Annotated in this window: 11 protein-coding genes and 1 pseudogene; all 12 read right to left on the reverse strand. The window is 73.9% G+C overall.

Annotation, left to right across the window (positions count from 1 at the left end):
* Positions 1-369 precede the first annotated feature (369 nt).
* Positions 370-1,287, reverse strand: coding sequence for an alpha/beta hydrolase family protein (locus IE249_RS20605; protein ID WP_189706594.1), 918 nt, complete (start codon positions 1,285-1,287; stop codon positions 370-372).
* A gap of 203 nt (positions 1,288-1,490) precedes the next feature.
* Complete coding sequence (gene kynU / locus IE249_RS20610; protein WP_189706596.1) at positions 1,491-2,753, reverse strand: kynureninase; 1,263 nt, start codon at positions 2,751-2,753, stop codon at positions 1,491-1,493.
* Positions 2,746-3,630, reverse strand: a complete 885-nt coding sequence (locus IE249_RS20615; protein WP_189706598.1) for a tryptophan 2,3-dioxygenase family protein — start codon at positions 3,628-3,630, stop codon at positions 2,746-2,748. The genes kynU and IE249_RS20615 overlap by 8 nt, the downstream gene beginning before the upstream one ends.
* A 149-nt stretch (positions 3,631-3,779) precedes the next feature.
* Entirely contained in the window at positions 3,780-4,193 is a 414-nt protein-coding gene (locus IE249_RS20620; protein WP_189706600.1) for a DUF3151 domain-containing protein, read from the reverse strand.
* Between the two features lie 316 nt (positions 4,194-4,509).
* Positions 4,510-5,979: pseudogene (locus IE249_RS20625) on the reverse strand (MFS transporter); the annotation flags it as partial.
* 174 nt (positions 5,980-6,153) lie between these two features.
* The gene (gene fbaA, locus IE249_RS20630) at positions 6,154-7,185 is read right to left on the reverse strand and encodes a class II fructose-bisphosphate aldolase (RefSeq protein ID WP_189706602.1); all 1,032 of its coding nucleotides are present in this window, start codon (positions 7,183-7,185) and stop codon (positions 6,154-6,156) included.
* A gap of 209 nt (positions 7,186-7,394) precedes the next feature.
* On the reverse strand, positions 7,395-7,943 hold the full coding sequence (pyrE, locus tag IE249_RS20635; RefSeq protein WP_189706604.1) for an orotate phosphoribosyltransferase: 549 nt from the start codon (positions 7,941-7,943) through the stop codon (positions 7,395-7,397).
* A gap of 10 nt (positions 7,944-7,953) precedes the next feature.
* Positions 7,954-8,742: an aldose epimerase family protein gene (locus IE249_RS20640; RefSeq protein WP_189706607.1), complete on the reverse strand. Its 789-nt coding sequence runs from the start codon at positions 8,740-8,742 to the stop codon at positions 7,954-7,956.
* Between the two features lie 123 nt (positions 8,743-8,865).
* Entirely contained in the window at positions 8,866-9,951 is a 1,086-nt protein-coding gene (locus tag IE249_RS20645; protein WP_189706609.1) for an SRPBCC domain-containing protein, read from the reverse strand.
* A gap of 101 nt (positions 9,952-10,052) precedes the next feature.
* Entirely contained in the window at positions 10,053-10,727 is a 675-nt protein-coding gene (locus IE249_RS20650) for a response regulator (protein WP_189706611.1), read from the reverse strand.
* On the reverse strand, positions 10,724-11,971 hold the full coding sequence (locus tag IE249_RS20655) for a sensor histidine kinase (RefSeq protein ID WP_189706613.1): 1,248 nt from the start codon (positions 11,969-11,971) through the stop codon (positions 10,724-10,726). The genes IE249_RS20650 and IE249_RS20655 overlap by 4 nt, the downstream gene beginning before the upstream one ends.
* A gap of 353 nt (positions 11,972-12,324) precedes the next feature.
* Positions 12,325-13,899 (reverse strand): polyamine aminopropyltransferase (locus IE249_RS20660; RefSeq protein WP_189706615.1); only part of this gene is annotated, 1,575 nt, incomplete at its 5' end.

The following is a 13,899-nucleotide window of genomic DNA, read 5'->3' on the forward strand; positions in this document are numbered from 1 at the left end:
ATTTCCACCGGTGCCTTGCCCTGTGCCCTCCGTGCCCTCCCTGCCCTCCCTGCCCTCCCTGCTCTGCGTGCCCTTCGTGCCCTCCTCGCTCTCCGTTTGCCCGCCGCCCCGGGCCGTGAATTCGAGGCCCGTGTCCGGAGACGTCCGCTCGAGCCCCATCGCTCGTCACCCCCTCCGTGCCGCCCGCCCATCGGGTCGTCACGGAAGGGAAATTACGGATCCGGCGCTGTCGCCCGCGTCCCGCCGGAGAGCCGTTCCCGGCCGTAGCTCTCAGGTACTACGGGTATGACCGGGTGGCTGTGAGGCAGAGGAACCGGGGCGCCTGTCAGGCGCCGAGGAGAGCGCCCGGAACGGCACCCGAAGCGACTCTCACCAGGCCAGTTGTGCGATCTCCTCCGCCACCACCGCACACGCGTCCGCCGCCGGGTCGATCAGCGGAAAGTGCCCGACCTCCCCCAGAAGGGTGAGGCCCACCACCTCGCCGGCCTTCGCCGCCGCGTCCGCGTACGACTCCGCGACGGCCTGCGGTACGACCACGTCCGTACGACCCTGGACGAGGGTCGTGGCGATGCCGGTCGGCAGCAGCAGGGCCGGGTCGGCGTACGGCTGCCGTTCCAGGAACTCCTGCTTCCCCCCGAGCAGCTGATGCGTGGCGCCGCCGCACACGTCGAGTTTCCCGGCGACCTCGAAGTCCGCGATCGGGGCGAGCGCGACCACGCCCCGCAGCGGTGCCGGGCGGTCCGTGCGCCAGGGCGCGTCCGCCGGGAGGACGTGCCGGGCCGCCGCCCACAGGGCCAGGTGGCCGCCCGCCGAGTGACCGGTGATCACCGTGCGCCGGGCGTCGGCCTGCGGGAGCGACTGCCGTACCAGGTCGGGCAGGGCGTCGAGCGCGGCCGCCACGTCGTCGAAGGTGTCGGGCCACCGCCCCGCGACCGGACCGCCGGACCCGGCCCCGTCCTCGCCCTCACCTCCGCCCCCGCTCCCGCCGCCTCGCCGGTACTCCACGTTGGCCACGGCGAAGCCGCGGCGGGCGAGGAAGTCCGCGAAGGGGGTGATGTGGCGGCGGTCGTAGGCGGCCCGCCAGGCGCCCCCGTGCAGGACCACCACGAGCGGAGCGGCCTCGGCACCGGGCGCCGTGGAGCCGGCGTCGCGCGGGGCGTAGAAGTCGATCACCTGGTCGGGGTGATCTCCGTACGCCGCCGTGCTGTCGGGCTCGACGGGCGCGTGCGAGAAGGCCGACTCCTCCTCCGCGGCAGCGGCGTCCCTGGGTGCGGCGGCGTCCGGCATGCTCCAACCTCTCAGCGAAAGTAAGGAATTGGCGGACCAGGAGTTGGGTTCCGCGGTTGGCGGGGACGGTATCAGGGCCACGACGTGCGTCTACACGCGGATGTCACGCTCGGTGAACCCACGACCGGACCGCCCCCGCCACGGCACCCCGCACCGCCCCCGGCGCACCGGCCGGCGCACCGCGACCGGTGCACCCGCACCGGCTAGCGCAGCACCTCCGCCAGGACCCGCGCCGCCCGCTCCACGTCCGCGAAGCCGACGTACAGCGGAGTGAAGCCGAAGCGCAGCACGTCCGGGTGGCGGAAGTCGCCGACCACGCCCCGCTCGATCAGCCGTTTCATCACCTCGCCCGCGTCGGCGCACCGCAGGGCGACCTGGCTCCCGCGCTCGCCGTGGGACACGGGGGTCAGGGAGGTCACGCGCCCGTCGGGGACGTACGCGCCGACGCACTCCAGGAAGAAGTCCGTCAGCGCCAGCGACTTGGCCCGTACGGCCTCGACCGGCACGCCGTCCCAGACCTCCAGCGCCGCCTCCAGGGCGAGCATGGAGAGGATGTCGGGCGTGCCCACGCGTCCGCGCTGCGCGCCCGACGCCGGCTCGAAGTCCGGTCGCATTCCGAAGGGTTCGGCGTGGGAGTTCCAGCCGGGCAGCGGGGAGTCGAAGCGGTCCTGGAGTTCGCGGCGGACATAGAGGTACGCCGGTGAACCGGGGCCGCCGTTCAGGTACTTGTAGGTGCAGCCGACCGCGAGACCGACGCCGTGCTCGTCCAGGCCCACCGGCAGGGCGCCCGCGCTGTGGCACAGGTCCCAGACGGCGTACGCGCCCGCGGCGTGCACGGAGGCCGTGAGGGACGGCAGGTCGTGCAGGCGGCCGGTGCGGTAGTCGACGTGGTTGAGCAGGACGGCGGCGGTGCGGGCGGACAGCGCTCCGGGCACCTCGGCGGGTGTCACCGGGCGCAGCGTGCAGCCGGTCATGCGGGCGGCGGACCGCGCGATGTAGCCGTCCGTGGGGAAGGTCGTCGCGTCGACCAGGATCTCGTCCCGGTCACGAGTACCGCCGGTCCCGCCGTCCGTACGGACACCACCGTCCGCACCTGCACCACCGCCCGTACGGACACCGCCGTCCGTACGGGCCATGCGTACCGCCGCCACCAGCGCCTTGAACACGTTCACGCTGGTGGAGTCGCCCACCACGATCTGGCCCGGCGCCGCGCCGACCAGGGGCGCGATCCGGTCGCCGATCCGCTCGGGCGCGGTCCACCAGCCGCTCTCCTCCCAGGAGCGGATGCGCAGCTCGCCCCACTGGCGGCGGACGACGTCGGCGATGCGGTCGGGAACGTTCACCGGGAGGGCGCCCAGGGAGTTGCCGTCGAGATACACGGTCTCGTCCAGGACGAACCGGTCGCGCAGCGGCGCCAGTTCGTCCGCCGAGTCCAGCTCGCGGGCCTTCGTGTCGAGGTCAGACATGGGACCTCGCCGTCCACAGCTCGGGGAAGACGTTCTTCTGAGCGCGCTTCTCCAGCCAGGCCACTCCGGCCGAGCCGCCGGTGCCGGCCTTGGCGCCCATGGCGCGGCGGGTGGCGACCAGGTGGTCGTTGCGCCAGCGCCACACCAGTTCGGCGACGTCGGTCAACGCCTCGCCCAGGCGGGCGAGTTCGTCGTCCTGGTCGCCGGAGTAGAGCGCGGTCCAGACGGCCTCCACCGCCTCGGAGGGCTCGTAGCGCAGGGACACGTCACGCTGCAGTACGGCGTCCGGGACGGCGTGCCCGCGCCTGGCGAGCAGCCGCAGCACCTCGTCGTAGAGGCTGGGGTCGTGCAGGGCCTTCTCCAGCTCGGCGTGTACACGGGGGGCGCCACGGTGCGGGACGAGCATGGAGGCGGACTTCTCGCCGAGCAGGAACTCCATGCGGCGGTACATCGCCGACTGGAAGCCGGAGCCCTCGCCGAGGGCGCCGCGGTAGCTGTTGAACTGGGCCGGCGTGAGTTGGCCGAGCGGCTTCCAGGAGGCGTTCAGCGCCTCCAGTTCCCGTACGGAACGTTTCAGCGCGGCGATCGCCGTCGGCACGTCGTCCGAGCGCAGGGCGCGGGCGGCGGTCTCCCACTCGTGGACGATGACGGTGAACCACAGCTCCATCACCTGGGTGGTGACCAGGAAGACCATCTCTCCGGGGTCGTCGGAGAGGGTGTGCTGGAGGTGGGTGAGCACGTCCGCCTTGACGTAGTCCTCGTAGGGCGTGGTGCCTTCGAAGTCGAGATGCGGGGTCTCGGGCTCAGTGACCTCGGCGGGCTGCGTGGGTTGCGCGGATTCCGCGGGCCGAGGGGTGGGATGAGCCTGTTGGGACATCGCTGTCTCCTGTTGTACTCCGGGTAGCGGTCCGCCCCTGCCGATGCCGGCACGGGGGCCCCGGTCCCCACCGGCATCCTGCGCATCAGGGGCACAGATCGCAAGGCCCGCCCGATCATGCGGGCGGGCACCCGCGAACGGTGTGCGGCTCAGCCGAGGGTCTGCGCCGCCGTCTCCGAGGAGTCCTTCAGGAACTGCGTGCAGCGCGCGTACTCCTCCTGCTCACCGATGGTGCCGGCGGCGCGGGCGAGGGCGTGCAGCGCGCGCAGGAAGCCGCGGTTCGGCTCGTGCTCCCAGGGGATCGGGCCGTGGCCCTTCCAGCCGTTGCGGCGCAGGGCGTCCAGGCCCCGGTGGTAGCCCGTACGGGCGTAGGCGTACGACTCGACGGCCGCGCCCCGCTCGAAGGCGTCGTCGGCCAGCTGCGCCCAGGCCAGCGAGGACGCCGGGTACCGCGCGGCGACCTCGGCGGGCGAAGTGCCCTTGGCGAGCAGCTCGCGGGGCCCGGGGTCGTCGGGGAGGTGGGTGGGGGGCGGGCCGCCCAGGAGGTTCTCGTGAATGCTCATGCCCTCAGTCTGCGGCATCGCCCGGGGGGTCATGCGGGGTCCCGGGCCGGGGGCGGCGCGGGGCGCCGTCGTCGGGAGGCACCGCCTCCGCCCCCGTGACGGGCCGGGGGCCGGGCGGGGCGCCCTCCGCAGGCGGCACCGCCTCCGCCCGTGTGCCGGGAGGGACCTCCGGGCCGGCGCCGGGAGGGGCCTGTGGGCCGGCGCCGGGAGAAGCCTCCGGGCCGGCGCCGGGAGAGGCCTGCGCGCCCGGCATGGCCCCCCGGCGATGCCTGGCGGGTCCGGAGGGCCCGGAGAGCTCGGGAGGCTCGGGGCGGCCTCGGGATTCCAGCGGGGGTGCCGTCGTCCAGGCGTGGGTGCGGCATTCGGGGTGGCGGCAGTCCGGGGCCGGGCGGCGGACCGTGGTGACGGCGAGGACGGCGCCGGCCACCAGGACGCCCGCGCAGATCGGCATGGCCTTGTCGAAGGCGGCGTCGAACGCGTCCGGCGAGCGGTACGCCTCCGGGCCCATCCCCGTCAGCAGCGGCAGCGCGGCCACCGCGACCAGGCCGGCGGCGCGGGCGGCGGCGTTGTTGACGCCGCTGGCCAGGCCCGCCCGGGAGGTGTCCACCGAGGCGAGGACCGTGGCGGTCAGCGGGGCCACCAGGGTGACCATGCCGGTGCCCATGACCAGCACGGCCGGCAGAACGTCGGTGAGGTAGTCGGCGCCGGCGCCCACCCGCAGCATCAGCAGCATCGCGGCCGCGCACAGCAGCGGGCCGGCGGTGAGCGGCAGGCGCGGGCCGATGCGGTCGGCCAGGGCTCCCGAGCGGGCCGAGAACAGCAGCATGAGGACGGTGGTCGGCAGCAGCGAGACACCTGCGTCGAGCGCCGAGTAGCCGGCCACCACCTGGAGCTGGAGGGAGGTGAGGAAGAAGAAGCCGCCGAAGGCGGCGTACACGCACAGCGTGACCAGGTTGACGGCCGTGAACTGGCGCGAGGCGAAGATGTCGAGCGGCAGCATCGGGTCCGGGTGGCGCCGCTCGACGAAGACGAAGGCGACGGCGGCGAGCAGCCCGGCCGCCCCGGTCAGGGCGACGGTCACGGATTCGCGGCCCGCCTCGATCAGGGCGTACGTCACCAGGGCGAGGGAGAGCGCGCAGAGGGTGCCGCCGAGCACGTCGAAGCGGCCGTGGGCCCGGTCGTCGGCCGACTCGGGGACGTGGCGCAGGGCAATGGGGGCGCACAGCAGCGCGAGCGGGACGTTGAGCAGGAACACCCACCGCCAGCCGGGCCCGTCCACCAGCCAGCCGCCGAGGAACGGCCCCACGGCGGCGCCGATGCCGCCGAACCCGGACCACAGGCCCACCGCCCTGCTCCGGTCGTCGGGGTGGAAGGAGGCCTGGATGAGGGCGAGGGAGCCGGGGGTGAGGAGGGCGCCGCCCACCCCTTGCAGGGCACGGGCGGCGATCAGGACCGTCGGGTCGGGTGCCAGGCCGCAGAGCAGGGAGGCGGCGGCGAACCAGCAGACGCCGAGGACGAAGATCCGGCGCCGGCCGTAGCGGTCGCCGAGGGAGCCGCCGAGGAGGATGAGGCCGGCCAGGGTGACCAGGTAGGCGTTGACCGTCCACTGGAGGGCGGCGAGGCTCGCGTCGAGGTCGCGGCCGATGCGGGGCAGGGCGACATTGACGACGGTCGAGTCCAGCAGGGCCATGCTGGAGCCGAGCACGGTGGTGATCAGGATCCACTTGCCCGTGGGGGTGGAGATCCGTACGTCGGGGTTCTGCCGCGTCCGCGCGGTGACGGCCATGTTCGGATCATCCCGCGCGGACGGGTCGCGGGCCAGGCCGCGGGTGGGCAGCCGTACCGCCGATGGGCGGCCGCACCGGAGGGTACGGCCACCATCGGCGGCCCGCGGACGTGGCGTGTCGCGTCTCGCGTCTCGCGTGACGTGTGACGTGTGACGTGTGACGCGTACGTCCCGTTACTTCAGCTTGTTGCCCGCCGAGCGCAGGTGGCCGCAGGCCTGGAGCACGCGCTGCGACATCGACGCCTCGGCGAGCTTGCCCCAGGTGCGCGGGTCGTAGGTCTTCTTGGAGCCGACCTCGCCGTCGACCTTGAGCACGCCGTCGTAGTTCTTGAACATGTGGTCGGCCACGGGACGCGTGAAGGCGTACTGCGTGTCCGTGTCGATGTTCATCTTCACCACGCCGTTCTCCAGCGCCGTGCGGATCTCCTCCTCCGTGGAGCCGGAGCCGCCGTGGAAGACGAAGTCGAAGGGCTTGCTGTCGGCCGGACGGCCGTACTTGGCGGCGACGCCCTCGTTGAGCTCCTTCAGCAGGTCGGGGCGGAGCACGACGTTGCCCGGCTTGTAGACGCCGTGGACGTTGCCGAAGGAGGCGGCCAGCAGGTAGCGGCCCTTGTCGCCCAGGCCCAGGGCCTCGGCGGTGCGGATCGCGTCCTCGACCGTGGTGTAGAGGGAGTCGTTGATCTCGTGCGAGACGCCGTCCTCCTCGCCGCCGGTGGGGGTGATCTCCACCTCGAGGATGATGTTCGCGGCGGCGGCGCGGGCCAGGAGCTCCTGGGCGATCTCCAGGTTGTCGGCCAGGGTCTCGGCGGAGCCGTCCCACATGTGGGACTGGAACAGCGGATTGCGGCCCGCCTTCACACGCTCCTCGGAGACCGCGATCAGCGGACGTACGTACCCGTCGAGCTTGTCCTTCGGGCAGTGGTCCGTGTGCAGCGCGATGTTGACCGGGTACTTCTCGGCGACGATGTGGGCGAACTCGGCCAGGGCCACCGCGCCGGTGACCATGTCCTTGCTGTACTGGCCGCCCAGGAACTCGGCGCCACCGGTGGAGATCTGGACGATGCCGTCGCTCTCCGCCTCCGCGAAGCCGCGCAGCGCCGCGTGCAGGGTCTGCGAGGAGGTCACGTTGATGGCCGGGTAGGCGAACTTGCCTGCCTTCGCCCGGTCGAGCATCTCGTTGTAGACCTCGGGGGTTGCGATGGGCATCTGTCCGCTCCTTGTATGTGCGGGTTGCGTCTGCGTGCTTACGGCCCTGACCTAGGGAGTGACGTCATCGTCGGCCCCATCTTCGCAGAAGAGGCCCGATGCTTCGGCCACCCTGTCCAGCCTGTGGATGACCCGGCCGCACCGGCCTCCCCCGGCCGGGGCACGGCCGGACCGTGACCGGGCCCCCTGCTGGACCACGGCCCGTGCGCTCAGTCGAGGCCCAGGTCGTCCTTCGAGTACGCGAACACGTAGGGCACGCCCGCCTGTTCGGCGATCGCCTCGGCGGCGCCGGTGGCCCGGTCCACGATCGTGGCGACCGCGACGACCTCCGCGCCGGCCTCGCGCAGCGCCTCCACGGCGGTCAGCACCGAGCCGCCGGTGGTGGAGGTGTCCTCCACGGCCAGCACCCGGCGGCCCGCGACCTCGGCGCCCTCGATACGGCGCTGCAGGCCGTGCGCCTTGCCGGCCTTGCGCACGACGAACGCGTCGAGCGTCTTCCCGCGCGCGGCGGAGGCGTGCAGCATCGCGGTGGCCACCGGGTCGGCGCCGAGGGTGAGGCCGCCGACCGCCTCGTAGTCCAGGTCGGCGGTCAGGTCCAGCATGACCTGGCCGACCAGCGGGGCCGCCACACCGTCCAGCGTGATGCGGCGCAGGTCGATGTAGTAGTCGGCCTCCTTGCCCGAGGACAGCGTCACCTTGCCGTGCACCACGGCCTTGTCCTTGATCTGCTGCAGCAGCTCGCCGCGAACGTCGCTCATGGCAGTCAGCTTAAGCGGGTCGCCAGGTCCAGGTCGTCGTGGCCTCGAGCGGTTCCAGCGGGGTGACCAGGCGCGGACGGGTGTTGAGGCCGTCGGGCGGGCCGGTCTGCGGCTCCACGCACACCGCGCCGTCCTGCTCGTCGTAGACGACGACCCACTCCTCGGGACTGGTCACCCGCAGCTCCAGCTGCCCGGGCCAGGTGAGGGTGACGTCCACGCCGCCGGGCATGCCGAAGCAGTCGTCCCAGGGGCCGGGCTCGGGGTCGACGCGGTGGCCGGTGGGCAGGTGATCCGCGCCGCGCTCCTCCTGCCAGGCGGGCTCGAAGTCGAGTCGTACGTCCTCGCCGCCCAGGTTGCGGTGGAACCAGGGGTGCCAGCCGATCTGCGCCGGGAAGGAGGACTCGTACGTCTCGACCGACATCGACAGCGTGAGGGCGTCCTCGGTCAGCGTGACGACCTGGGTGACCCGGCCGGGGTAGGGCCAGGGCTCGACGAGGTCGTACGTGATCACCGCCTCACCGGCCGAGACGCGGGCCGTGCGCCAGGCGCCGTCGCGGGCGGTGCCGTGGATGGCGTGCGGCGGGGAGTTGAGCGGCATCTGGTGGACGACGGCGCCGTCCCGGAAGCGGCCGTCGCGGATCCGGCCGCACCAGGGGACCATCGGGAAGCAGCCGAACCGCTCGCCCTGGCGGAGCAGTTCGAGCCCGCCGACGCGGAGCCCTCCGATGCGGCCGCCGTTGCCGGGCTGCACGGTCGCTTCCGCGTCGCCCGCGGTCAGCGTGATGTCTTCGTTACTCACGCGACGAGGCTACTGGGCCGATCAAGAGGGCGTTTCCCGTCGTGGCCGCGCGATCTTCACGGCCACGTGGCTGGGCTGCGCGGGTCCGCAGGCGGGGTGGCCGCCGTGCGGCCCGTCACCGCTTCAGCGGCGGCGTCTGAGGGCTCGGCCCACGATGATCGCTGAGGCCACGGCCAGCGCGGCGGCGGGGGCCGCCCAGCGCAGGGCCGGGTTGCCGGAGACGGTGAGCGGGGCGGGCACGGGGGCGTAGCGGCCGCGCGGCGGGGCGTGGTCGACCTCCTCGGCGCTGCGCCCGATCATCGTCCGCCGCGCGTGCGCCGCCTCGGCGGGCGGTTCCGCGGGCTCGCCGAAGTCGTCTGCGGCGTCCTCGGGCAGCGGCTCGGCCGGCTCATCGGCGACGTCCTCGGACAGAGCGGGCTCCAGTACGTCGTCGCGCTCGGCCTGTTCCTCCGCCTCCTCGTCCCGGACCTCGGGCGCGCCCTCGCCCAGCTCGCCCTCCTCGTCGTCCGCCGGCGGATCGAGAGAGGGCGGCGGAACCTCGGCCTCGAACACGGACGAGGCCGCGGGCACCGCGGATGCGTCCTCGGCGTCCGAGGGCTCGGCCCCGTCGCCGGCGGAGGCCTCCGGCCCGTCGGCGGCGCCCGGCTCGTGCGCCGTGTCCCCCGCGCTCGGCGGGACCGGGTCGTCCTCCGCGTCCGGGGTGGCTTCGAAGTCTCCCGTGGACAAGGGGGCGAAGTCCTCCGTGGCCAGGGATTCCGCTGTCTCCGGCCCTTCCCCGCCCTCGGTGGGGCCCGCCTCGCCGAGGATCTCCGCGAAACGGTTCAGCACGCGGGTCACCGCGTTGCTCACCGACTCCGGGGCCAGTTCGTTGACGCGGCCCCCGGTCGTGGCGGTGCCGTCGAAGGCGAGGACCGCCCCGCCCTCCACGTCCCGGACGCGCAGCGTGAGCGCGAGCTCGACGGAGCCCGTGCCGCGGGCCTCGGTCCCCTCGCCCGCCACGGCGTACGTGCCGTCGTCGCGGGCCGTGACGCGCAGGCTGCCGCGGTAGGTGATGGAGTGGTTGCCGATGCGCACCTTCAGGCGGCCGGCGAGGCCGTCCTGGCCCGCCTCCCGCTGGAGTCCCGGGATCGCCCGTGCGACCCGTGCGGGGTCGGCGAGCGCCGCCCGCAGCCGCCGGGCCGGAACCGGAACGAAGACCTCATGCTCCATGTCAGCCGAGCGTACCCAGTGGTGGCCGGTAATACCCTCCCCTCGACCGCAACTCGCCCGTGTTGGAGCGCCCGGCCCCGGCGCGACGGTGCCGCGTCCGTTCAGCCGTCGCCGCCCGGCCGCACCAGCCCGCTCTCGTAGGCGAGCACCACGGCCTGGGCCCGGCTGGTCAGGCTGAGCTTGCTCATCGTGCGGTTGAGGTGCGTCTTCACGGTGGCCTCGCTGATGAAGAGGCGGTCGGCCGCCTCGGCGTTGGTCAGGCCGCGCGCCACCAGCCGCAGCACCTCGACCTCGCGCGTGGTGAGCGCGCGCAGGCCGGGCGAGGAACCCCCGGGCGACTCCGGCTCCGCGCGGGCGGTGAACGCCTCCACCAGCCGCCGGGTGACCACCGGCGCGAACAGTGCGTCGCCGCCGTACACGGCCGTGACCGCCGCCAGCAGCCGCTCGGGTCCGGCGTCCTTGAGCAGGAAGCCGGACGCGCCGGCGCGCAGGGCCCCGTACACGTACTCGTCCAGGTCGAAGGTGGTGAGGATCAGGATGCGCGGCGCGGGTTCCGCCGCCTCGGCGAGGATGCGCCGGGTGGCCTCGATGCCGGTCATCCCGGGCATGCGGATGTCCATGAGGACCACGTCCGGCCGCGTCTTGGCGGCCAGGGTCACCGCCTCGGCCCCGTCCGCGGCCTCGCCGGCGACCTCCATGCCCGGGGCGGCGCGCAGCAGCGCGACCAGTCCGCTGCGCACGAGGAACTGGTCGTCGACCACCAGCACTCTGATCATTCCCTGACGGTGTCTCCCCGGCGTGCGGCGTGTACCGACGTCGGCAGGGTCAGGCGCACGCCGAATCCCCCCTCGCTGCGCGGGCCGACGACGATCGTCCCGCCGTAGAGCTTGGCGCGCTCGCTCATGCCGATCAACCCGTGACCGGCGTGCTCCCGCATCTTGTCCGAATCCACCCCCTTACCGTCACCCTTGGCGTCGTCCTTCCCGCCGCCCCTTCCGTCGTGACCCCCGCCGCCCTTTCCGACGTGACCCCCGCCGCCCTTTCCGTCGTCGACGACGGACACCGTCAACTGTCCCGGCACATAATCGAGTTCCACCGCGGCCCGGGCCCCCGGCGCGTGTTTGAGTACGTTCGTCAGGGCCTCCTGGACCACCCGGTACACGCACAACTGCACCCCGGAGGACAGCGGTACCGGCGCGCCGCGCACCCTGAGGTCGACCGGGACGCCGCCCGCGCGGACCCGGTCCACCATCTCCTCCAGCCGGTCGAGCCCGGGGGCGGGCTCGGCGGCCCCGGGCTCCGTTTCCGGCGTGGAGTCCGAGCGCAACAGGCCCAGCATGCGCCGCAGTTCGGCGAGCGCCTCCGCGCTGGCGTCGCCGATGGCGCCGAGCGCCACCCGCGCGGTGCCGGCGTCGTCGTCGAACACGAACCGGGCCAGTCCCGCCTGGACGTTGATGACCGCCATGTGGTGGGCCACCACGTCGTGCAGCTCGCGTGCGATCCGCACCCTCTCCTCGGCCACCTCGCGCCGCGCCCGCTCGGCCTGCTCGGCGCGCAACTGCACGGTCAGCTCGGCGCTCCTGCGGGCGTGGTACCCGAACCGCCACAGGATCAGGGGATAGCCGATCGCCTGGCCGACCACGGACGCCATCGCGTCGGACCCGCTGATCAGCCCGGCGCACACCCACACCCCGCCCATCACGACGGCGCACACGGCGGTGGTCCGGTGCGGACGCGTGGACGCCACCGTGTAGAAGGCGACCAGTGCGGCGGGCGAGTTCACCACCGGCCAGTGGCCGAGCGCGACGTAGACGATCCAGGCGAGGTGGATGACGAGGAAGACGGCGACGGGTGCGCGGCCGCGCACCACGAGCGGGAGGTTGATCAGGGCGACGAGCGTCCAGGCGGACGCGTCCAGCGTGGGCCACCCCTGTGTGGCGGCCTCGGCGCCGAGCAGGCAGGCCACGGTCGCCGGCACCAGGGCCGTCAGGCCGTCGACCGCGAGGGGGTGGATCCGCATCGCCGCAGCGTAAACCCGGTGTACGGGGCTTAGCGTCAACCTTTTGCGGTACCGCGGAAGTTGCAGGAACCGCGCGCCTGCCGCGGGAGTTTGCGGGCCGGTCCACCCGGAGGAGGATTCGGGCCGGCCCGCCCGCCCTTACGCTCGTGGGACGACGGCGACGTGGGGGACGTACAGAAGACGTACCCGAGCCGCCGCGAAGGTGGGGGGGTACGGGGGAACGGCGGCCGGTCCCGCTTCGGGGGAGGGACGGGCCGCCCACCCCACCGCCCGCCCCACCGGCCACCGCACCGAATCAGCCGCTCCCGAAGGCGTCCGCTTCCCTTCGGCCGCCTCGGAAGCGTCCGCCTCCCTCACCCCGAGTACCGCGGGTGCACCAGCGTCGAAGGCCGCACCCCCGGCACGCGCGTGCGCAGCGCGGCGCGGGTGTCGGCGGCGAGGGCGTCCGGGGTGAGCGTGCGCGGGCGCGGGGCGCCCGGGTCCAGGCGGAGCACGGGGGTGGAGCGGGCGGCCAGGACGAAGCCCCAGTCGTGGGGGGCGCCCAGCGCGCCGGGCGTACGGTCGGGTCCGGCGGCGAAGCCGGGGTCGCGGCCGCCCACGCGGTAGGGGACGGTGCGCAGTCCGGCGGCGCGGACCGTGGCGTTCACGGTCCAGAAGACGCGCGGGCGCAGGGAGTCGGAGCCCGCGTGCACGATCAGCCGGCCGCCGGGCGCCAGGGCCCGGCGGGCCAGTCCGTAGAACTCCTGCGCGTACAGCTTTGTGCTCGCCGTGATGCCCGGGTCGGGCAGGTCCTCGATCACCACGTCGTACGCCGCCGGGGGCGCCCCGCGCAGCCAGTCGAAGGCGTCGGCGGTCGTCACGTGGACGCGCGGGTCGGCGTAGGCGTGGCCGTTCAGACGGGCCAGCGCGGGGTCGGTGCGGGCCAGGCGGACGACGCCCGCGTCGAGTTCGACGACGTCCACCCGCTCCACGCCCGGGTGGCGCAGCACCTCGCGGACGGCGAGGCCGTCGCCGCCGCCCAGGATCAGCACGCGCGCGTGCGGACCGGCCATCGCGGGGTGGACCAGCGCCTCGTGGTAGCGGCGCTCGTCGTGGCCGCTGACGCGCAGCCGGCCGTCGAGGAACAGGTTCAGCGGCCGGCCGCGGGTGCCGCCGGCGAGGACGACCTCCTGGACGCCGGTCCGCAGGGCCACGCGCACGTCGTCGCCGTACACCGCCTGCCGCGCGGCCCGTTCGAAGTCGCCGGCCAGGGCGGCGGCGGTGCCGAGCAGGCCGAGCACGGCGAGGTTGGCGACCAGGAGCAGCCAGCGCCCGCGCGGGGTCAGGTCGCGCCGGAACAGGCCGAGGACGAGGGCGCCGCCGGCGACGACGTTGACCGCGCCGGTGAGCAGGGCGCCGGTCAGCTGGCCCAGCAGGGGCAGCAGGAGGAAGGGGAAGGCGAGGCCGCCGACGAGCGCGCCGACGTAGTCCGCCGCGAAGAGGTCGGCGACAGCGCCGCCCGCGTCCTGGCGGCGGATGCGCTGGATCAGCTCCATGAGCAGGGGCACCTCGGCGCCGATCAGCAGGCCTATCGCCAGCGAGAAGGCGACCAGCAGGCAGCGCGGGCCGTCCGCCCAGACGCCGCCCCAGCCGCCGGTCCAGGCGAACACCGCGTACAGCGCCATGGCGCTGCAGCCGCCGACGAGGGCGAGGGTCGCCTCGATGGCGCCGAAGGCCACGGCGGCGTGCCGTCTCAGATGCTTGGCGAGGAGTGAGCCGACGCCCATGGCGAACACCATGACGGAGAGGACCACGGATGCCTGGGTGACGGAGTCGCCCATCAAGTACGAGGCCAGGGCGACGAGTTCGAGCTCGTAGACGAGTCCGCAGGCGGCGCAGACGAAGACGCCCGCGAGGACGAGGAACCTGCCGGTCCCCGGCCGCACGGG

Origin of the sequence: Streptomyces anandii JCM 4720, assembly GCF_014650655.1 — a bacterium.
Classification (GTDB): domain Bacteria; phylum Actinomycetota; class Actinomycetes; order Streptomycetales; family Streptomycetaceae; genus Streptomyces; species Streptomyces anandii.